At 51.9% G+C, this 20,626-nt stretch carries 16 protein-coding genes; 9 read left to right on the top strand and 7 right to left on the bottom strand.

What is annotated here, in order from left to right:
• Positions 1–45: 45 nt before the first annotated feature.
• On the bottom strand, positions 46–981 hold the full coding sequence (locus CZ787_RS05425) for a glycosyltransferase family 2 protein (protein WP_087106960.1): 936 nt from the start codon (positions 979–981) through the stop codon (positions 46–48).
• Positions 982–1,341: 360 nt separating this feature from the next.
• Here CZ787_RS05425 and CZ787_RS05430 point away from each other — a divergent pair, with 360 nt between their 5' ends.
• Positions 1,342–2,994 (top strand): sulfatase-like hydrolase/transferase, encoded by a 1,653-nt coding sequence (locus tag CZ787_RS05430; protein WP_087106962.1) that lies wholly within the window; start codon positions 1,342–1,344, stop codon positions 2,992–2,994.
• On the opposite strand, the gene waaF is transcribed toward CZ787_RS05430, so the two are convergent.
• A complete protein-coding gene (waaF, locus tag CZ787_RS05435; protein WP_087106964.1) occupies positions 2,984–4,030 on the bottom strand; it encodes a lipopolysaccharide heptosyltransferase II in 1,047 nt (348 codons plus the stop codon). The two genes, CZ787_RS05430 and waaF, sit on opposite strands and share 11 nt — an antisense overlap.
• The gene (gene rfaD, locus CZ787_RS05440; RefSeq protein WP_087106966.1) at positions 4,023–4,979 is read right to left on the bottom strand and encodes an ADP-glyceromanno-heptose 6-epimerase; all 957 of its coding nucleotides are present in this window, start codon (positions 4,977–4,979) and stop codon (positions 4,023–4,025) included. Before rfaD ends, waaF begins: the two co-directional genes overlap by 8 nt.
• 111 nt (positions 4,980–5,090) lie before the next feature.
• On the opposite strand from rfaD, the gene glyQ reads away from it, so the two are divergent.
• From glyQ to gmhB, 4 genes are all read left to right on the top strand, one after another.
• On the top strand, positions 5,091–6,050 hold the full coding sequence (gene glyQ, locus CZ787_RS05445; protein ID WP_087107069.1) for a glycine--tRNA ligase subunit alpha: 960 nt from the start codon (positions 5,091–5,093) through the stop codon (positions 6,048–6,050).
• Positions 6,050–8,116 (top strand): glycine--tRNA ligase subunit beta, encoded by a 2,067-nt coding sequence (gene glyS / locus CZ787_RS05450; RefSeq protein ID WP_087106968.1) that lies wholly within the window; start codon positions 6,050–6,052, stop codon positions 8,114–8,116. Before glyQ ends, glyS begins: the two co-directional genes overlap by 1 nt.
• A 328-nt stretch (positions 8,117–8,444) precedes the next feature.
• A complete protein-coding gene (locus tag CZ787_RS05455) occupies positions 8,445–9,185 on the top strand; it encodes a hypothetical protein (RefSeq protein ID WP_254908575.1) in 741 nt (246 codons plus the stop codon).
• A gap of 11 nt (positions 9,186–9,196) precedes the next feature.
• The gene (gmhB, locus tag CZ787_RS05460; protein WP_087106972.1) at positions 9,197–9,760 is read left to right on the top strand and encodes a D-glycero-beta-D-manno-heptose 1,7-bisphosphate 7-phosphatase; all 564 of its coding nucleotides are present in this window, start codon (positions 9,197–9,199) and stop codon (positions 9,758–9,760) included.
• Between the two features lie 104 nt (positions 9,761–9,864).
• Here gmhB and gyrB read toward each other — a convergent pair whose 3' ends face one another.
• The 4 genes from gyrB to dnaA form a co-directional block, all read right to left on the bottom strand.
• A complete protein-coding gene (gene gyrB, locus CZ787_RS05465) occupies positions 9,865–12,285 on the bottom strand; it encodes a DNA topoisomerase (ATP-hydrolyzing) subunit B (RefSeq protein WP_087106974.1) in 2,421 nt (806 codons plus the stop codon).
• 39 nt (positions 12,286–12,324) lie between these two features.
• Positions 12,325–13,428 (bottom strand): DNA replication/repair protein RecF, encoded by a 1,104-nt coding sequence (gene recF / locus CZ787_RS05470; RefSeq protein WP_087106976.1) that lies wholly within the window; start codon positions 13,426–13,428, stop codon positions 12,325–12,327.
• A gap of 97 nt (positions 13,429–13,525) precedes the next feature.
• Complete coding sequence (dnaN, locus tag CZ787_RS05475) at positions 13,526–14,629, bottom strand: DNA polymerase III subunit beta (protein WP_087106978.1); 1,104 nt, start codon at positions 14,627–14,629, stop codon at positions 13,526–13,528.
• Positions 14,630–14,687: 58 nt separating this feature from the next.
• Positions 14,688–16,151, bottom strand: a complete 1,464-nt coding sequence (gene dnaA / locus CZ787_RS05480) for a chromosomal replication initiator protein DnaA (RefSeq protein ID WP_087106980.1) — start codon at positions 16,149–16,151, stop codon at positions 14,688–14,690.
• Positions 16,152–16,683: 532 nt separating this feature from the next.
• Between dnaA and rpmH the strand changes: the two genes are divergently transcribed.
• The 4 genes from rpmH (at position 16,684) to mnmE (ending at position 20,508) form a co-directional block, all read left to right on the top strand.
• A complete protein-coding gene (rpmH, locus tag CZ787_RS05485; protein WP_087106981.1) occupies positions 16,684–16,818 on the top strand; it encodes a 50S ribosomal protein L34 in 135 nt (44 codons plus the stop codon).
• 13 nt (positions 16,819–16,831) lie between these two features.
• Positions 16,832–17,233, top strand: coding sequence for a ribonuclease P protein component (gene rnpA / locus CZ787_RS05490; protein ID WP_176372174.1), 402 nt, complete (start codon positions 16,832–16,834; stop codon positions 17,231–17,233).
• 115 nt (positions 17,234–17,348) lie between these two features.
• Positions 17,349–19,037 (top strand): membrane protein insertase YidC, encoded by a 1,689-nt coding sequence (yidC, locus tag CZ787_RS05495; RefSeq protein ID WP_087106983.1) that lies wholly within the window; start codon positions 17,349–17,351, stop codon positions 19,035–19,037.
• Between the two features lie 100 nt (positions 19,038–19,137).
• Positions 19,138–20,508 carry a tRNA uridine-5-carboxymethylaminomethyl(34) synthesis GTPase MnmE gene (gene mnmE, locus CZ787_RS05500; protein WP_087106985.1) on the top strand — a complete coding sequence of 457 codons (1,371 nt, stop codon included), beginning with the start codon at positions 19,138–19,140 and terminating at the stop codon, positions 20,506–20,508.
• Positions 20,509–20,626: the final 118 nt, after the last annotated feature.

Here is a 20,626-nt window from a genome sequence, read left to right on the forward strand (position 1 = left end):
CGCATGTGAAAATTAGCATCTTTTTAATTAGCATCCTGCTGTTTTCTAAACGACCTCTCCGTGGTGCTTCTTTATTTTTTGAGAGTATCTCAAGCTGTTTTTTTGCGGAAATCCACTTAGCATAGACAGGAACATTCTGACGCCCATTTTCTTCTTAAACATTCTAAAAAACAGCTTAAAGAATAATGCTATTTTAAGTAGAACCCGACCGGTGCGGTTGTAGTGTTTATTTAGCAAGTGGTAATAGGAAATATAAAACTCTTGTTGCATTCGAAACCCTTGCTCTGTGCTACCACCCGCTTCATGAAATATCTGTGCTTCAGGAATAAAAAAAACTTTCCTATCAGATTCCCAAACTCTTTTGGCAATATCCTCTTCTTCACAGTAAAGAAAAAAGGCGGTATCAAAACCACCAATATCGCAAAAAGCATCTGCATTAAAAAACATGCAAGAGCCACTAACCACTTCAACCTGCGTGGGTTTATCTAACGTCACACGATTGCTTGGAAATTTAATCCTTGAAAATTTTCTTTGCACGCTGTTACCAAACAGCTGCTTTAAAAGATGGGGAAACTGTTTGTGCGAAGATGAATAATTGTTGTTGGCATCTACTATTTGAGCAGTTGCCAACGCCACCTCTGCGTTTGAATCCAGATACTCCTTTAATACGCCTGCCGTATTATTTAAAAGTTTGCAATCATTGTTAACAAAAAAGTAATACTGCCCACTCGCATGATTTACCCCTAGCATGTTGCCACTTGAGAACCCACTGTTGATGGAATTTCTAATTAATGTCACGTCATTTTTATCTTTCAGAAACTCTTTCAGACGTAAAAAATCTTTATCTTCAGAGGCATTATCAACAACAATAATTTCGTAAGATACGCTATCAGTATTCGACAAAATGCTATTAATTAACTCAGCTGTATAGTGTGAAGAATTATAATTTATCGTAATAAATGACACTTCTATTTTTTTCATAAGGAACCACTGTGATTGAGTTCAATTAAAAGAACACTTCATTACAATAAATGACGAATGCTTCTGATAGCGGTTGCAGATAGCTGTATATAGTCAACTGTTTAAATTCTACCGTAAGCCGCCATACTATTAAACATCGCTGCCAACCCGCCCTGGATCGATAAAGACCAACAGTTCACTCATATAACCACAGTAGGCTGCCTCAACGTGCTGCCGTATAGCAAGTCAAACTTCGGCTAAAATCCCTGCCGACCAAAGGCATAAGACGGCAGATAGTTTTTCGGCGGCGCTTTAGCGTAACATTGCACTAGCACCAACAACGTCATTTTTATCAAAATTGCAATAGCATTAGGATATGGCATGCCCTCTTCAAGGACTCTGAAACTTACTCCCTGGCTGCCACTAGCGACCATTGGCCTTAGTCTAGGCTATGCCGCTACCGTGTTAACTCGCCTGCCCTGGTGGGCTCTCTTTCTCATCGCCGCTGGTTGGATCGGCACGGGGTTGAAGCTGAGCTGGGGTCGCCCAGCAAATGCTCGCTACCGAAAAGTATGGCCCTGGTCATTAGTGCCGCTAAGCTTGATGGGCGTGTACGTTTATTTAGCTGACAGCTTCGGCAATGTCGATTTAGGCGCTGTGTTTTTTCATTTACAGGCCGGTATCGCGGAGCACGGCGGTGCCAGCAAAATGGTGGTCGCGGTACTTTATACGCTGACTATGCTGGGCATTTTATGCTCCATTACGTGGCTTTCACGCCATGATCAGCGCTGGCGACTAGCCGAGCGCTATTTTGCGATTATTTTGCTGGCGACCAACCCGTTACTTTATGGTTTGGGTCAACGCAGCGTTGCCGTCGTGGCTGACGATAGAGAGTGGTTAAATCGACGTTATATGCCGCCCATGACCAACGAGCAGTCGCATACCCCTAATCTGTTAATCATGTACCTGGAGAGCCTTGAGCGTACCTATAGCAACGAGATTTTTGATGACGCTTATGCCGACTTGAATACGCTGGGCGAACAGGGTCTGGTTTTCGAAGGTATCCGACAAATGGAAAACACCGGCTGGACCATGGCGGGAATGATCGCCAGTCAGTGTGGTGTTCCGCTAATGCCTGCCGGGCTTTTGCACGATACACAGTTTGAGCCATTGAAAAAGGTGGTGCCAGGCGTTGACTGCCTGGGTGATATTTTAGCTGCTCAAGGGTATCAATTAAGCTACCTGGGGGGCGCTAGTACGCAGTTCGCGGGTAAAGGCCTTTTCTATCGCGGTCATCAGTTTAATAGCGTAAAGGGGAAAGAAGAGTTTTTACCCGACATGGAAGATCCAGAGTATTTAAATAGCTGGGGGCTTCATGACGACACGCTTTATAATTTTACCGCTGATGAAATACGCCGGTTAAATGAAGAGGATAGCGGCCCTTGGGCAGTGGTGAATCTTAACCTGGCAGGCCATGCACCGAGCGGGTTTCCGTCCCAAACCTGCCAGGACCGCCAGGGCACATTTGATGGCCAGGATATTCTGTACTCAGTGGAGTGCTCGGCTCATGAAGCGCGGGTATTTATCGAGCAGTTACAGCGCGAAGGGCTTTTGGATAATACGCTGATAGTTGTACTCAGCGATCACCTCACCATGCGGGTCTCCGTATGGGACCAACTGACAGCACTGGATCGCGATAATACGCTGATTATGCTCGGCGACTATATTGCACCCCAGCGTATTCGCCGCGATGCCACGATGCTAGATGTGTTTCCAACGATATTAGAAGCACTCGGCTTTACCTTGAACGATCACCGAGCAGGACTGGGTGTCTCACTGCTCAGTGAAAAATCCACACTGGTTGAGGTGCATGGTATCGAAACACTCAACGAGCGCTTGCGTGAGGAAACCGCCCTGCAGCATCGCTTATGGGAAGGGCTAACGCCTCGACGCCGCGAAGCAGAAGATACCCCGGCAGCTCAAGTGACAGAAACGCCAGCGGATCAGGCCGACGAAGTAAACATCACCCATTAATGATCAAGCCGCTGGCACGCTGCTGGTCGGCTCGCATCGCCTGATAGACCTGCTCTACCGCTAACTGATTAAGGCAGTTGGTATGTCCCAACGGGCAAACACGCTTAAAGCAGGGCGAGCAGTAGAGCCCCAAATAATGAATGACAGCGTTGTTGGTCAAGGGCGGCGTATAGTCCGGTGACGAAGAGCCGTAAAGCGCATGAATGCGCACGCCTACGGCAGCGGCCACATGCATGAGACCAGAGTCGTTGGTTACCACTTGCCGACAGTCGGCTAACAGGTCTACCGCATCGGCTAACTGCGTTTTGCCGCATAAATTATGCGCATGGGGCAAGCCTTTCACGATGCTCTCGCCTGCCGAATGATCTTTTGGACCGCCCAGTACCCGAATTTCAAAACCATCGTTGATAAGCTGCGCGGCCAGGTCGTGAAAATAGGCCAGCGGCCACTGCTTGGCAGGCCCATATTCTGCGCCGGGCATCATGCCAATGGCGGGCCGCGATGACAACGCATGAGCCAGGCGCAAATTAACCAGGTTATCCCGGTCGATCATTAAACGCGGCTTGGGGACCGGAAAATCCCCGCTTAGCGCTTCATCAAGCGGCAAGCCCAGCGACACGAAGCGCTTTACAGTCTGATCCAGAACCTGCTTATCAAGCTTGCGACGCTCTTTTAAAAGCCCATAGCGATGCTCACCCAAAAAGCCTACCCGCTCAGGAATGCGAGCCATGAAGGGAATAAGGGCGGCTTTCCAGGAGCGTGGCAGCACAATGGCACGGTCAAAGCACCCTTTTAGCTGACTGGAGAGTTCACGGCGATTAGCCAAACCAAACTCGCCGTGGCCAACGGCCAGAGGCAGCACTTCGTCGACCTCCGGCATACGCTCTAGAATGGGCTGTGACCATGCGGGCGCAACCACCCCAATGGTTGCATCAGGCTGACGCGCTTTAAGCGTCATAAAGAGGCTTTGCGCCATGACCATATCGCCCACCCATGACGGGCCAACCACCAGCAGACGCTTGGCGGAATTAGCCATTTAGCCACTCCAGGTAAGCGCTAACCCCTTGGGCCACGGTTTTGAACTCAACATCGCAGCCGGCTTCACGTAAATGACTGATATCAGCACGCGTGTAGCTTTGGTAGCGGCCTTTCAACTCCTCAGGAAAGTCGATGTAATTGATCTCGCCTTTGCCATAGAAGTCGATGACTGCTTCGCCAATCGCTTTAAAGGGCTCTGCTCGGCCTGTTCCCAGGTTAAAAATGCCAGACGCTTGAGGGTTATCCAAAAACCATAGATTGACGTCGACGACATCGCCCACGTACACAAAATCCCGGCTCTGCATGCCAGCCTCATAACCACCATAGGCGCCAAACAGTTTCAGGGTTTCGCCGTTACGGATTTGAAGATGGTTATGGTAGGCGACACTTGCCATCTTGCCTTTATGCTGTTCACGAGGGCCGTAGACGTTGAAGTAACGGAAACCAACGACCTGGGTAGTGAGCGACTCCCAGCGTGAGCGCACATGTTGATCAAACAGCAGCTTGGAGTAACCGTAGACATTAAGCGGTTTTTCGTACTCGGGCGCCTCTTTAAAGACGTCACTGCCACCATAGGTAGCTGCGGATGATGCGTAGAGGAAAGGGATGCCGAATTTCTCACAATAATTTAGCAGTACTTTGGAGTACTCAAAATTATTTTTCATCATGTACTGGCCGTCCCACTCCGTGGTATCGGAACACGCCCCTTCATGAAAAATCGCCTCGATGTTTGGCAAGTCGGTTATCTCACCGCGCAATGCTGCCTCAACCTTGGCAAGAAAATCATCTTTATCCAGGTAATCGGCCAACGTGCAGTCGGCCAAATTGACAAATTTGGTGCCGTCCCGCAGGTCATCCACCACCATGACATCGTTACGGCCGCGCGCATTAAGCGCTTTCACAATGTTTGCGCCAATAAAACCGGCACCGCCTGTTACAACGATCATTTCGCTCTCCTTAACCAAAAGCGGTTCTGTTGGCTTATGTGCCTATAACCCATCTGCCTAGGATTGTATACTTGACGGCTTATGAATTCATGGCCAACGGTGCTTTCTGCGATGAGTGTCTCGACAAACCAATCGACACCCGATGTGTCGACCTTCCAAGGCTTGATCCTTGCTCTGCAACAGTACTGGGCAGAACAGGGCTGCGTCATTCTCCAACCTCTTGATATGGAAGTTGGCGCGGGCACCTTTCATCCCGCTACTTTCCTGCGCTCAATCGGCCCGGAAAGCTGGAACGCGGCCTACGTTCAGCCTTCTCGCCGCCCAACCGATGGCCGCTATGGCGAAAACCCCAACCGCCTGCAGCACTACTACCAGTTTCAGGTCGTCATGAAGCCATCGCCAAGTAATCTGCAGGACCTTTATCTTGGCTCACTAAAGCGTTTAGGCCTGGACCCACTGATCCACGATGTGCGCTTTGTTGAGGATAACTGGGAATCGCCAACGCTGGGCGCTTGGGGCCTGGGTTGGGAAGTATGGCTCAATGGGATGGAAGTTACCCAGTTCACCTATTTCCAGCAGGCGGGCGGTATTGAGTGTTACCCCGTTACCGGTGAGCTGACCTATGGTCTTGAGCGGATTGCCATGTATCTGCAAAACGTTGACAGCGTTTACGACCTGGTATGGGCGATTGCCCCGGACGGTAGCCAAGTCACCTATGGCGATGTGTATCTGCAGAACGAGCGTGAGCAATCGACGTATAACTTCGAGCATGCCGACGTCGACCAGCTGTTTGCCTCCTTCGATCACCAGGAGCGTGAGTGTGCCAAGCTGCTGACCGCCACCCTGCCCTTACCTGCTTATGAGCAGGTACTCAAGGCATCACACACCTTTAACCTTCTGGATGCCCGTCACGCTATTTCCGTGACCGAGCGTCAGCGCTTTATTCTGCGCGTGCGCACCATGGCGCGGGATGTTGCCCATACCTACTTTGAGTCGCGTAAAGCAGCAGGTTTCCCCATGGCTCCAGAAGCGCTTCGCCGCGAACTACTTGCCGATCAGGGAGATGCATAATGGCTGTTGATACGCTTTTATTAGAACTGGGCGCCGAAGAGCTGCCACCCGCGGCGCTGGATGCACTCTCTGACGCGTTTGCCGCAGGGATTGAAAAAGGCCTGCAAGAGGCCGAGATTCCTTTCCAGCACGTGACCGCTTACGCCACACCTCGCCGTTTAGCCGTCAAGGTCAGCGAGCTTGCCGATAAACAGCCTGACCGCGAGGTAGAGCGTCGTGGTCCGGCGCTGGCCGCCGCCTTTAAAGACGGTGTTGCAAGCAAAGCAGCCGAAGGCTTCGCTCGTTCCTGTGGTGTTAGCGTCGATGAGCTAATTCACCTGGAAACAGACAAAGGCACTTGGCTTGGCTACCGCGAACAGCAGCAGGGTGCGAGCCTTCAAGCGCTTCTGCCCGAGATTCTGCGTAAAGCCATTCAGGGCCTGCCAGTACCTAAAAATATGCGCTGGGGGGCATCGCGTATAGAGTTCTCCCGCCCGGTGCACTGGTTGGTCGCACTTTACGGCAGCGATGTCATTGCCGCAGAAGTGCTGGGATTACAGGCTAGCCGCACCACCTATGGCCACCGCTTCCACGCACCCAATGCGATTCAGCTTGAGCACGCCGATGATTATCTGGCCACGCTCGAAAACGCTTACGTATTAGCGGACCGTGAGCTGCGTCGCGAACGCATTCGCGAGCAAGTATTAGCCGAAGCGGAAGTACAGGACGCCAATGCCGTTATCGACGAAACCCTGCTCGTTGAGGTCAGTGGTCTGGTGGAGTGGCCGGTCGCGCTTACCGGCAGTTTCGATGAGCGCTTTTTGGAGGTCCCGGCGGAGTGTTTGATCTCCTCCATGAAGGCCAATCAAAAGTACTTCCACCTGCTGGATGACCAGGGCAAGCTCAAACCGCTGTTTATCACTATCTCCAATATAGATAGCGCTGACCCACAACAGGTAATTTCGGGTAACGAAAAAGTTATTCGTCCGCGCCTGGCGGATGCCGCCTTCTTCTACGATACCGACCGTAAGCAGAGCCTGGCTTCGCGCATTCCGCAGCTTGAAAGCGTGGTGTTTCAGCAGCAGTTAGGAACGCTGGCCGACAAAGCGCGTCGTACCACCGCTATTGCCACCTTCATAGCTGAGAAGATCAACGGTGACGTTGCCAATACACAGCGTGCTGTGGCACTTGCCAAGTGTGACCTGGTCACCGAAATGGTGCTCGAGTTCCCTGAGTTACAGGGCATTATGGGTCGCTACTACGCCGAGCAGGACGGCGAGCCTGCGGATGTTGCTCAAGCGATTGAAGAGCAGTACCTGCCACGCTTTGCCAGTGACGCGATTCCGCAAAGCCTAACTGGGCAAACGTTGGCATTGGCGGACCGTCTGGACACCCTGGTAGGTATCTTTGGTATTGGCCAGCGTCCAACCGGCGCAAAAGATCCCTTCGCCCTGCGTCGCGCCTCGATTGGCGTGCTGAATATCCTGATCAAGGGCGAGCTGAACCTCGATCTGCGCGATCTTTTAGCTGCCGCCGCTCAGCAGCATCAGGGGCTGCCCAAGGCTGAGGGTCTGGTAGAGGACGTGCTGACCTATATGCTGGATCGCTTCCGCGCTTGGGGCCAGGAAGAAGGGATTAGCGCCGAGATGTACCTGGCGGTGCGCGCACGCCCTGTCACCAACCCGCTCGATTTCGCTCGCCGGCTGCGCGCCGTGAAAGCCTTTGCTCAGCGTGAAGAGGCAACCGCGTTAGCCGCCGCTAACAAGCGCGTTACCAATATTCTGAGCAAGCAGGATCACAACGGCAACCTTCAGGTTGACCCTGGCCTTCTGCAAGAGGAAGCCGAGCAGGTATTATTCAAGGCAGTCACCAGCCGCCAAGAGCAGGTAGCCCCGCTATTTGGTACCGGTGACTATCAGCAAGCGCTGGATGTATTGGCGACACTTCGTGAACCCGTCGATGCATTTTTTGATCAGGTGATGGTCATGGCGGATAATGAAGCCGTGCGCAATAACCGCCTTGCTCTGCTGGCCAGCCTCCAAGCACTGTTCCTGGAAGTTGCCGATATTTCGCTACTCCCCCAATAACCTTCGCTCGACCATCTGCCGATGGCTTTTATGCCATCGGCAGCACGCTTATCATTCCATCCCCTACCTGCCTTTTATCGCGCTCGTTTCTGGCTGTGACGTATAATCGTGGCATTTCCCTTTCAAAGCTCCTTCACGCGCTGTCTGGTTTGTTTCACGTGAAACACCGTGAAAAAATAATCGATTTTTACTAAAATAAAGTTTTTCTGATGCGTTAATTTCCCTTTATCGACGTAATGCGTGTTATAGCTTGAGTGCATAAGCACTCTGGAGTTGCCCTGTGTACGATCTCTTTCTACTGGACTCATTCCCCCAGCAACAGGCTAGCATGGTTTCCCATACGCTGAATGGCCAAAAGGTGTGGTTAAAACGTGCCGCCAAACGGAACTCGCAGCTTGCCTATGCACCGCTCAAGTTATTGGCTGCATGGTTTAATATTGAAGCGTTAAAGCCGGTCCCCAACCTTGGCGGTGAGCAAAGTATTTTCACCGAGGCACAACGGATTAGAGCCTTAAGTGAAGCAGGCATCTCAGTTCCCATCATCCTGGCCGAAAATCCTCAAGCCCTTCTTTTGGCGGATGCGGGGTCTCCTGAACAACCCGCTGTGACACTGCTGGAAAAACTCAAAAAGGCGAACAGTGTTGAGGAAGTGGATAAAATGCTTAGTCAAAGTATCCAGGCACTCAACGCGGTTCATGAGCGTAATTGCTACCTGAGTGAAGCGTTCGCACGTAATATCCTTATCACCCAGGATCAAACTGTCTTTATCGATTTTGAAACGGATCCAGGTAAAGTACATACCCCAATCAACTGTATGGTGCGCGATTGGTACTGCTTTATCTTTTCACTCTATGGCAAACTCTCTAAATCACCGATGCAAATCGAACGTTTAACCCCTGCGCTGATTGATGGACTGCACAGCGCCCGGCAGGAAGTTCGAGAGCAGTTTAAAAAAACGCTGCCCAAACTACTCCGCTTGCAAAAAATCCCATTTAAATATCTGGGTAGTGATGGCCGCAAAATTAGCGTCACGTTGCAGGCGTTGGCTATGCTTAATCAGCGTCTTTAATGGAACACGCAATGCCTATTTCCCCCAAGCAGCTAGTTATTCTTGATCGTGACGGCGTCATTAATCAGGATTCTGACGCCTATATAAAGTCACTCGAAGAGTGGCTGCCCTACCCTTCTGCCATCCATGCTATCGCTAAATTATCCCAAGCCGGTTACACCGTTGCGATAGCCACGAATCAGTCAGGCATTGGCCGCGGTTATTACGATGCAGGCGTTCTCGGCCAAATGCATGATCGTCTAAATGCGTTGGTCAATGCCGCAGGAGGAACAATAGCGCATATCGCTTACTGTCCGCATGGGCCCGCCGATGATTGCGAATGCCGCAAACCCTTACCGGGCTTGCTACATGATATTCAGCGTGCGTTAAGTTTATCGAGTTTATCCGGCAGCTGGATGGTGGGTGATAGCCTGCGCGACCTGCAAGCGGGCGAAGCATGTGGCTGTCAGTCGGTATTAGTAAAAACTGGCAAAGGCGAGAAAACACTGGCCAAGGGCGTTGGCCTGGAAAACGCCCACGTTTATACAGATTTAGCCGAGTTTGTCGATTGGCTGCTATCCCATTCATCCGGCTAAATTTTATAGCTTAAAAAAATGCCGCTGGCTTGAAGCCAGCGGCATTTTTCATTTTAGGCAATGTTTCACGTGAAACATAGTATGCGAGCTTTCACTCGCGTGCCTTATACGTCCAGATTAGCGACCAAGGCATTGCTTTCGATAAAGTTACGCCGCGGTTCTACATCATCACCCATCAAAGTGTTAAACATCATATCGGCGGCGACGGCGTCTTCAATCGTAACACGCAGCATACGGCGGCTATCCGGGTCCATCGTGGTTTCCCAAAGCTGGTCTGGGTTCATTTCGCCCAGCCCTTTATAGCGCTGTACCGAAAGGCCACGCTGCCCTTCCTGCATTAGCCACTGCAACACCTCGGAGAAGTGACCCACAGGCTTCTGACGCTCGCCACGGGAAATAAAGGCGCCCTCTTCAAGCAGACCATTAAGGGTTTCACCCAGCGCTGAAATAGCCCGATAATCCGCACTTTCAAAGAAGTCCAGGCCCCAGTCGTACTCGGTAGTCACGCCATGCGCAATAAGCGACACGGTAGGCAGTAACAAGCCACGCTCTTCATCTTCTTTCAGATAGAAGGTGTAACGCGGCCCGCCTTCATAGGCCACCATGTCATCCATGACTTTTTGCAGCTCAGCAATCCAGTTTTCCATGGTGACACGATCTTTAAGACTCGCCTCGCCCTGCAACCCTGTGACATGGATGATCTGCTTCAATACTTCAATCGGGTAGACGCGCGCCAAGCGATCGATACGCTTCATCACGTTGCGATACTGATTTACCAGGGCTTCCAGCTGCGAACCGGAGATACCCGGTGCGTCCGCATTCACGTACAAGCCTGCGCCATCCAGTGCTGTAGTCGTCAAATAATCGACCATGGCCTGCTCATCTTTAAGATAGAGCTCTTGCTTGCCTCGCTTGATTTTATAGAGCGGCGGCTGGGCAATAAAAATATGGCCGCGCTCGATCAGCTCCGGCATTTGGCGGAAGAAGAAGGTCAGCAGCAATGTACGAATATGTGAACCGTCGACATCCGCATCGGTCATGATGATGATGGAGTGATAACGGAGTTTATCGGGGTTAAACTCTTCGCGACCGATACCACAGCCCAGCGCGGTGATGAGCGTGCCCACTTCAGCTGACGAAAGCATTTTGTCAAAACGCGCTTTTTCGACGTTCAGGATTTTACCTTTAAGCGGCAAAATGGCCTGAGTGCGGCGGTCACGCCCCTGTTTGGCGCTGCCACCGGCCGAGTCGCCCTCCACCAGGTAGAGTTCTGACTGACTGGGGTCTTTCTCCTGGCAATCAGCAAGTTTGCCCGGCAGACCAGCAATATCCAGCGCGCCTTTACGCCGCGTCATATCCCGGGCCTTGCGTGCTGCTTCACGCGCACGCGCCGCATCCAGCATTTTATTAACGATCGCTTTGGCTTCGTTAGGCTTTTCAATCAGGTAGTCAGAAAACAGGCGACCCATTTCCTGCTCAACGGCTGTTTTCACTTCACTGGACACCAGCTTGTCCTTGGTTTGTGAAGAGAATTTCGGGTCAGGCACTTTGACAGAAATAATCGCCGTTAAGCCTTCACGGGCATCATCACCCGCCGTGCTTACCTTGGCTTTTTTAAGCAGGCCTTCCGCTTCGATGTAGTTATTCATCGTGCGCGTCAGTGCTGCCCGGAAGCCAGCCAAGTGAGTGCCGCCATCACGCTGAGGGATATTATTGGTATAGCAGAAGATGCTTTCCGTAAAGACGTCGCTCCACTGCATTGCCACTTCGACTTCAACACCGTCTTCCCGCAAGGCATTAAAGTGGAAAACAGGGTTCAGAACCGTTTTATTGGAGTTGAGGTGATCAACAAAGGCTTTTAAGCCACCTTCATAATGAAACAGCTCTTCCTTACCGCTGCGATCATCCATTAGGCGAATGGCAACGCCAGAGTTCAGAAACGACAGTTCGCGCAGGCGCTTGGCCAGGATGTCGTAATGGAATTCAATATTAGCAAAGGTGTTCGGGGAAGGACGGAAATGGACACGTGATCCGGTCTTCTCCGTTTTACCAACAACACCAAGCGGTGCCTGAGGCACGCCGTGGCGATAAATCTGCTCAAACACTTCGCCCTGGCGCCAGATCGTTAAGCGCAGCTCTTCAGAAAGCGCGTTAACCACGGAAACACCCACACCGTGAAGACCGCCAGATACTTTATAAGAGTTATCGTCAAACTTACCGCCCGCGTGTAACACGGTCATGATGACTTCTGCGGCAGAGACGCCTTCCTCTTCGTGCAGCTCGGTAGGAATACCGCGACCATTGTCGCTAACGGTTACCGACTCATCGGCATGAATAACCACACGAATTTCACTACAATGGCCCGCCAAAGCCTCATCGATGGAGTTATCCACCAACTCGAAGACCATGTGGTGCAACCCGGTGCCGTCGTCAGTATCACCGATGTACATACCAGGACGTTTGCGTACTGCATCCAGTCCTTTGAGCACCTTGATGCTTGATGAATCGTAAGCCTGTTCGCTCATTGACCACTCCGTCGTGAAGTCTGTCTTGTCCCGTATCGTCTACCCATCTTGCACCAACTGGCCAAGCCCTTGCTGGTCACGTTTCACGTGAAACATGCCAACCAGGGTTTTAGATTGCCACATAGGTTGCAATGCGGCGGGGTCGACGCTGGTAATAAATGCCTGACACTGCATCTCTTCAAGCAACTGACAGAAACGCTGTTGGTGTTGCACATCCAGCTCTGCTGGCAAATCATCAATTAAATAAATGCAGTGACGCTGTGCTGTTCTTTCCAGAAACCGCCCTTGGGCAAGCTTGAGTGCGCTTACCACTAGCTTTTGCTGGCCTCTGGAAAGCACTTCTACAGCAGGCTGTTTATTAAGCCTGATACGCAAATCGGCACGCTGAGGGCCTTGTTGGGTAAACCCCATTTGCTGATCGGTTACTCGGTTATCCTGAAGCACATCAGCAAGCGTTTTCTGTTTATCCCATCCTCGAGCGTAGTTAAGCTTTAAGCCAGGTAACGGAAGAAGTACATTCAGAGTTTCTTCAAAGACGGGAAGAAACTCACTAAACCATTCAAACCGCAACCTATCGACTACCTCGCCCCATAGCGCCAATTCTTGCTCCCAAGCCGCCATTTCCTGTGGGTCTATTCTACCACGCCTGAGTAATGCGTTCCGATGTTTCACTGCTCGGCGTGTACGCTTCCATGCTTCCAGAAAGTGATGTTTCACGTGAAACACTCCCCAATCAAGAAACTCGCGCCGCCCGGCCGGGGACCCTTCAAGAAGCCTAAAAGCGTCAGGATTGATCAATTGCAATGGCATCGCCTCGACCAGCTCGGCCAAGCGCACCCCCTTGTCTCCCCGCAAACGCAGCTCTAGTTCACGCTGAGCCCGCAAACGGCGTACCCCTATGGAAATCTCTGGCTCCCCTTCCAGGCGCCCATAGAGCGTCATATGCGCCACGTCAGATTGGATGGCATGCTTTAGCTGACGAGTACGAAACGAGCGTCCCATCCCCAGAACATGAATACCTTCCAGCAGGCTAGTTTTACCACTGCCATTCAGCCCAGTGATGATATTGATCCCCGCAGAAGGATGCATATCAAGCGGTGCTAAATTCCGTAATCCCTGGAAGTTAAGCTGACTCAAGCTCATGTAAACACTCGGGTAAAAGGCGTCACCAAACCCTAAGAGAAAGCGGCGCCCCTGCTACCAGAAGCGCCGCCCCGTTTGGCATTTATGAAACGATGTATTACAACCGCATGGGCATAACAACATACAGCGCATCGCCACCACCCGGCTCTTCAAGCAGCGCACTGCTATTAGGGTCGGCCAGCGTTATTTGCACCCTGTCTTCATTTAAGACGCTAAGCACGTCAACCAAATAGCCCACGTTGAAGCCGACTTCCATCGCAGAACCGTTATATTCGACGGCCACGTTCTCTTCGGCTTCTTCCTGTTCAGGGTTATTCGCCATGACCTTAAGGTTGCCCTCTTCCAGGTATAAGCGCACACCGCGATACTTCTCATTGGAGAGAATCGCCGTACGTGACAGCACCTGACGCAACTCGGCGCGTTCAGCAATTAGCACTTTATCGCCATTGCGTGGCACGACGCGCTCATAGTCAGGGAACTTTCCGTCAATCAGCTTGGACGTAAAGGTGAAGTCACCGGTATGAGCACGCACATGGGTTGAACCCAGCGTCAGGCTTACCGGCTCATCGCTATCATCCAGCAGGCGCGAAAGCTCAAGGATGCCCTTGCGAGGTACAATCAGCTTCTGCGGCTGGCTAACCGCGACATCAACAGGACGTGAGCACATCGCCAAGCGGTGGCCGTCTGTCGCCACCGTGCGTAGCAAGTTACTTTGAATTTCCAACAGCATGCCATTGAGATAGTAGCGAACATCCTGCTGCGCCATGGCAAATGACGTGGTCTCAATAAGGTGTTTTAACGTGCCCCGCGGAACGCTTAACTCCTGACTGCTATCGGCATCTTCAATATTGGGGAATTCAGCCACCGGTAAAGTCGAGAGCGTAAAGCGTGAACGACCGCTGCGCAGCACCGCTCGGCCATCTTCAACGGTCAGTTGGATATCGGACTGATCAGGCAGCGATTTACAAATATCCATCAGCTTACGAGCAGGCACGGTTGCCGCCCCCGGCTGGTCAACCTGGCTTGCGACAGTACGCCCAATGAGTTCAACCTCAAGGTCCGTACCGGTTAGTGCGACCTGGTCACCTTCGACCTGAATCAGCACATTAGACAGTACAGGTAGCGTTTGGCGCCGTTCTACCACGCCTGCCACCAGAGTCAGCGGACGCAGCAATGCCTCTCGGGAAATTGAAAATTTCATCAACACTCCGGTTTATATCCTGAAAACCTGCAGACGGCAGGCCAATCCCATGGATGATTTAGCTGGTTAAAAGGCGCAACAGATTTTTGTAATCTTCGCGAATATCCGCGCTCTCCTCTTGCAAGGCTTTCACCTTGCGGCAAGCGTGAAGTACCGTTGTATGATCACGGCCACCAAACGCATCGCCAATTTCCGGCAAACTATGATTGGTCAATTCCTTGGCTAGCGCCATGGCCACCTGCCGGGGGCGAGCGACTGAGCGCGAGCGTCGCTTGGATAATAAATCTGCCACCTTGATTTTGTAATACTCGGCTACTGTGCGCTGGATATTATCTACGCCCACCTGCTTATCTTGTAGCGCGAGTAAATCTTTTAGCGACTCACGAATAAAATCCTGAGTAATCGGCTTACCCATAAAGTGTGAGTCAGCAATAACTTTTTTCAGTGCCCCTTCCAATTCACGTACGTTCGAGCGAATTTTTTGAGCAATAAAGAAGGCTGCATCGTGAGGTAAATCAACTTTGGCCTGGTCGGCTTTTTTCATCAAGATGGCTACGCGGGTTTCAAGTTCGGGCGGCTCAATAGCCACCGTCAAGCCCCATCCAAAGCGCGATTTCAGGCGCTCCTCAACGCCACTGATCTCCTTGGGATAACGATCAGAGGTGAGAATCATTTGCTGGCCGCCTTCCAACAGCGCATTAAAGGTATGGAAAAACTCCTCTTGGGAGCGTTCCTTGCCAGCAAAAAACTGAATATCATCAATGAGTAATGCATCAACGCTGCGATAAAAGCGTTTGAAGTCGTTGATCGCATTAAGCTGAAGTGCCTTGACCATATCGGCAACAAAACGCTCAGAATGCAGGTACACCACCCGGGCATTTTCCCGGCGACCAGCCAGCGCATTGCCTACGGCGTGCATCAAGTGCGTTTTACCCAGGCCTACCCCACCGTATAGAAATAGTGGGTTATAGGCACCACCCGGATTTTCCGAAACCTGCCGAGACGCCGCACGTGCCAGCTGGTTGGATTTACCTTCCACGAAGGTATCAAACGTAAAATTAGGGTTAAGCCCACTGCCGTGCTTAAGACTACCTTCGACCTGGACCTGACGCTCGTTAGTGCGACGGCGCGGCGTTTCTTCACGCTCACGCAGCCGATCAATTTCACGCTCATCGGCAATATCGCCACGCGGGGGCGTATGCACCGAAGGCGCCGAGGTTGAAGCGGAAACAGGATTACCCAAATCACGCGGCTGGGGGACCGCCGCTACTGGACGACGGCTACCTACGGTCAGGCTTACTTTGGGTGGTTTAGACGGCGCAAGCTCGCGGATCAGCTCACTGATTCGCTTGGCATACTTGTCACTCACCCAATCGCGCACAAAGCGATTAGGCGCCAGTAAGCGCAACTCATTGGACTCTCCTTCTTCTGCCTGCAAGGGACGTATCCAGGTATTGAATTGCTGAGAATTCAATTCGTCCTGCAGGTAGTCCAGGCACTGTTGCCAAAGCGCGAGTGACACTCATCTCACCATCAGTTGAAAACGGCCGACCATTGTAGCGCTCTAAGGCTTGGTTATCCACACGGGTTGGGGCAACAATTATGCCTGTGGACAACTTATTATGAGCACGTGGGATAACCCGCGGATGGAATGGGGACAGATCCATTTTTAGCGTTTTTCCACACCGCTACACACACCAAACCAACAGTTTATAGACCGCTTATACGATACTTATGCACATTGTTTTTATGATTTTATGATATTGATTAACATGTCAATTATTGGCTTATCCACAAATAGTATCCCCACTATTAATAACAATAAGATTTAAAAACCTTACTAGTAATAGTAGTTGTTCTTGTTTTCGAGTAAAAAAGCCGACAGGGCCCATGCCCATTGCCTTTTTGTTGGTTTTTATGCAAGGAAAAATTGCACCCGACGCGGGAAGTCTCTACAATTTCCGGTCTTGAATTGAAACTCCCCGGCTAGTTTCCTCACTGGACCGGGTCTTTTGGATTCACATCCGTCCTAAACCACGTGGGAATTACGAGTTATGAAACGCACTTTTCAACCCAGCGTTCTCAAACGCAAGCGCACGCATGGCTTCCGTGCTCGCATGGCAACCAAAAACGGCCGTGCCGTTATCTCTCGCCGCCGTGCGAAAGGCCGCAAGCGTCTGAGCGCCTGATCTCGGATTGCGTGTGCCGCCTCAAGGCTTTCCCCGGCGTTTGCGTCTTTTAAACGCCGGGGATTTTAGTCACGTGTTCGAACAAGCCGACCTTAAAGTTCATGGCAAAGGTATGATGGCGTTAGCGCGCATGAGTACCCGGGGGCATCCTCGCATTGGACTAATTGTCAGCAAGAAAAATGCAAAGCGCGCTGTAGATCGCAACCGCTTTAAGCGTCTAGTCCGAGAATCCGCCAGGCTTCGCCAGGATCACCTTCCCTCCATGGATATTGTGATATTAGCCAAGCGTGGCGTGCAGGATATCGACAATGAAACGCTTAACCGGCAGTTGCATGGTATGTGGAAACGCCTTCAGCGTGACGCGCAAACGGTATCAATTGCACCACCGCTTGATGGCGTAACACGTGACACTTGACGACACACCTCGCCGCTCGACCTCGGCCTGCCGCTTGGCAGGCTTTCGTGTGTCATGGGTCGAGTAAATGACACTGCGCCATTAGCATGTTCATCACCCAGCGGGCAGAACCCTCATGGACGTAAAACGACTTCTCTTACTGATTCCAATGGCAGTACTTGCCTATCTACTGGTTATTCAGTGGAATCAGGATTATGGGCCGACAGATTACGACTCGACGCCTGAAATTACGCAAAGCAGTAGCGATGCCCCCTCAGCCAATGCTGAAAGCAGTAACGACCTGACGGTTCCGTCAACGTCGGCACCCAACAGTGCGGTAGGCGACGGGCTGGCAAGCGATACTGAAAGCGAAACATCAAGCCGTGACTTTATTGCGGTGGCTACCGATGTTCTCGACGTGCGCATTGACCCGCACGGCGGCGACATTATTTATGCTGCGTTACCTCAGCATAAAATGACGCTGGATACTGAACGCAACTATGTGTTGCTCTCGGATAATTCAATGCGTAGCTATGTTGCACGTTCCGGCCTACAGCTGGACGGGCAAGCAAGTCGTATTGAATTTACCCCGGAAAGCAATGCCTATCGTCTGGCAGATGATGATGACCAGCTGACCGTTGACTTACGGGCAGACGTTAACGGCGTTGATATTATCAAGCGTCTTACGTTCGAACGTGGAAATTACGCGGTCAATGTTGATTACTATATTGCCAATAATACCGATGCGCCGGTGAGTGCTCGTTTTATTGGCCAATTAGCGCGTGATAACAGCCCTGACCCGTCAAGCGGCGTTGCCATGGGTATGAACTCCTATATTGGGGCAGCGTACTCAACACCAGACGCACGTTATGAAAAGATCGATTTTGAAGATATTCAAAACCGTAACTTTGAAAATCGTGAAGCCCAGGGCGGCTGGATTGCGCTTATCCAGCACTACTTCGTTTCTGCTTGGGCACCGCCTCAAGACCAGCAAAACCTTTACTACGTCACCACTGACTCAAGTAATCGTAATGTGGTGGCTTTTGCTGGCCCTACCAGCAACATTGCGGCGGAAGGTGAAGCGACGCTGGGCGCCACGCTCTACATGGGGCCCAAGGTTCAGGACTACCTTGAGCAAGTGGCACCCAACCTGCGCCTGACCGTTGACTATGGCTGGCTGTGGTTTATTGCCAACCCGCTGTTCTGGTTGCTGGATAAGATCCACGACATCGTGGGCAACTGGGGTTGGTCGATTGTTCTGCTGACGGTTGTGGTTAAGCTGGTGCTCTTCCCGCTGTCTGCCAAGGCTTACAAGTCAATGGCACGCATGCGGAAATTGGGCCCGGAAATGCAGCGTCTTAAAGAGACTTATGGCGATGATCGCCAGAAAATGTCTCAAGAGATGATGAAATTCTACAAAAAGGAGAAGATCAATCCTTTAGGTGGCTGCTTACCCATCGTCATACAGATGCCGGTGTTTATCGCGCTTTACTGGATGTTGCTGGAGTCGGTAGAACTGCGCCATGCGCCGTTTATCTTCTGGATTCACGATCTATCGGTGAAAGATCCTTACTTCATCCTGCCGATACTGATGGGTATATCCATGTATGTTCAGCAGCTGCTGAACCCGACACCTCCGGACCCCATGCAGGCGAAGATCATGAAGATGCTGCCGATTATCTTCACCTTCTTCTTCCTGTGGTTCCCGGCGGGTCTGGTGATCTACTGGGTAACCAACAACATCATTTCGGTCGCGCAACAGTACTTTATTACGCGTAGTATCGAAAAAGACCCCAGTGTTGGTAAAGGAATGCGAACCAAGTAATCCTTGTTAACCACGCTCCCAGACCCCCGCCCTCGTGCGGGGGTCTGGCGTTTTAGAGACGACAAATTCACAATGTACGCATCCATTAATGAGGCGCGCCATGGTTGAACGACTTTATACCCAGGATACGATTACTGCTCTGGCGACACCGCCTGGGCGTGGCGGCGTAGGGATTATTCGCGTCTCAGGACCTGCCTGCCGTGATATCGCAGAGTCCGTACTCGGCCACTGCCCGGCGCCTCGCCATGCCTATCACGGCCCCTTTAAGGGCGCTGATAGCATTATTGACGAAGGCATTGCGCTGCTGTTCAACGGCCCTCACTCCTTTACCGGCGAAGATGTGCTGGAGCTGCAGGGGCACGGCGGCCCCATTATCATGGACATGCTGCTTGAGCGTTGTGTGGCCTTGGGCGCGCGGTTGGCGCGGCCTGGTGAGTTTTCCGAACGGGCCTTTCTCAATGACAAGCTCGACCTTGCCCAGGCCGAAGCAATTGCCGACTTGATTGATGCCACCTCGCGCTCAGCAGCGGAAAATGCCGTGCGTTCGCTGCAGGGTGAGTTTTCTACCCGCGTCTCCCACCTGGTTGAGCGGCTTATCGAGTTACGTGTCTATGTAGAAGCCGCCATCGACTTTCCTGAAGAGGAGATCGACTTCCTGGCGGATGGTCATGTTGCAAAGCGTCTGGAAAGTGTTCAGCAAGCGCTTAGAGATGTGCGCAAAGCCGCCGGCCAAGGAGCGCTGTTACGCGAAGGCATGAACGTGGTCATTGCCGGTCGTCCCAATGCGGGTAAGTCCAGCCTGCTTAACGCGTTGACCGAACAAGAGACCGCCATTGTGACCGATATTGCAGGCACCACGCGGGACGTGCTGCGTGAGCACATCCATATCGATGGCATGCCGCTACATATTATTGATACGGCGGGTTTGCGCGATACCCCGGACGCCGTTGAAAAAATCGGTGTCGCCCGCGCCTGGGCCGAGATCGAGAAAGCCGACCGGGTACTGCTATTGGTGGACGCCTCTACCACGGAGGCTACCGACCCAATGATGATTTGGCCCGAGTTTGTCGCCCGCCTTCCTGATCAAAGCCGTTTAACGTTGGTACGTAACAAAATCGATACCAGCGCTGAGCAAGCTGGAATTGATTTATCCACAGCCACTCCCACGCTTCGCCTTTCCGCCAAAACCGGTGCGGGTGTGGATAACCTAAAAAACCATTTGAAAACCGTGATGGGCTTTGCGGCAACCACCGAAGGACGCTTCTCCGCACGTCGGCGTCACCTGGATGCCCTCGACCGGGCAATGGCAGCGCTTGATACCGGCCGTGCCCAGTTGGATGGCTACGGCGCTGGAGAATTGCTGGCCGAAGACCTACGCGACGCGCAGCAAGCACTGAGTGAAATTACCGGCGAGTTTAGCGCCGATGACTTGCTGGGCGAGATTTTTGGCAGTTTCTGCATCGGCAAGTAATACGCTCACTTGTTGGATCGGCGGGGGCGGCATTGTTGTTCCACCGTAATCCTAACGTCAAATGGTTTAGAACGATGGTGGTACTGGAGCGTGTTAAAACCACGCAGGAGGTGATCTA

The sequence above is a fragment of the Halomonas citrativorans genome (genome assembly GCF_900163645.1).
In the GTDB taxonomy this organism is placed as follows: Bacteria; Pseudomonadota; Gammaproteobacteria; order Pseudomonadales; family Halomonadaceae; genus Vreelandella; species Vreelandella citrativorans.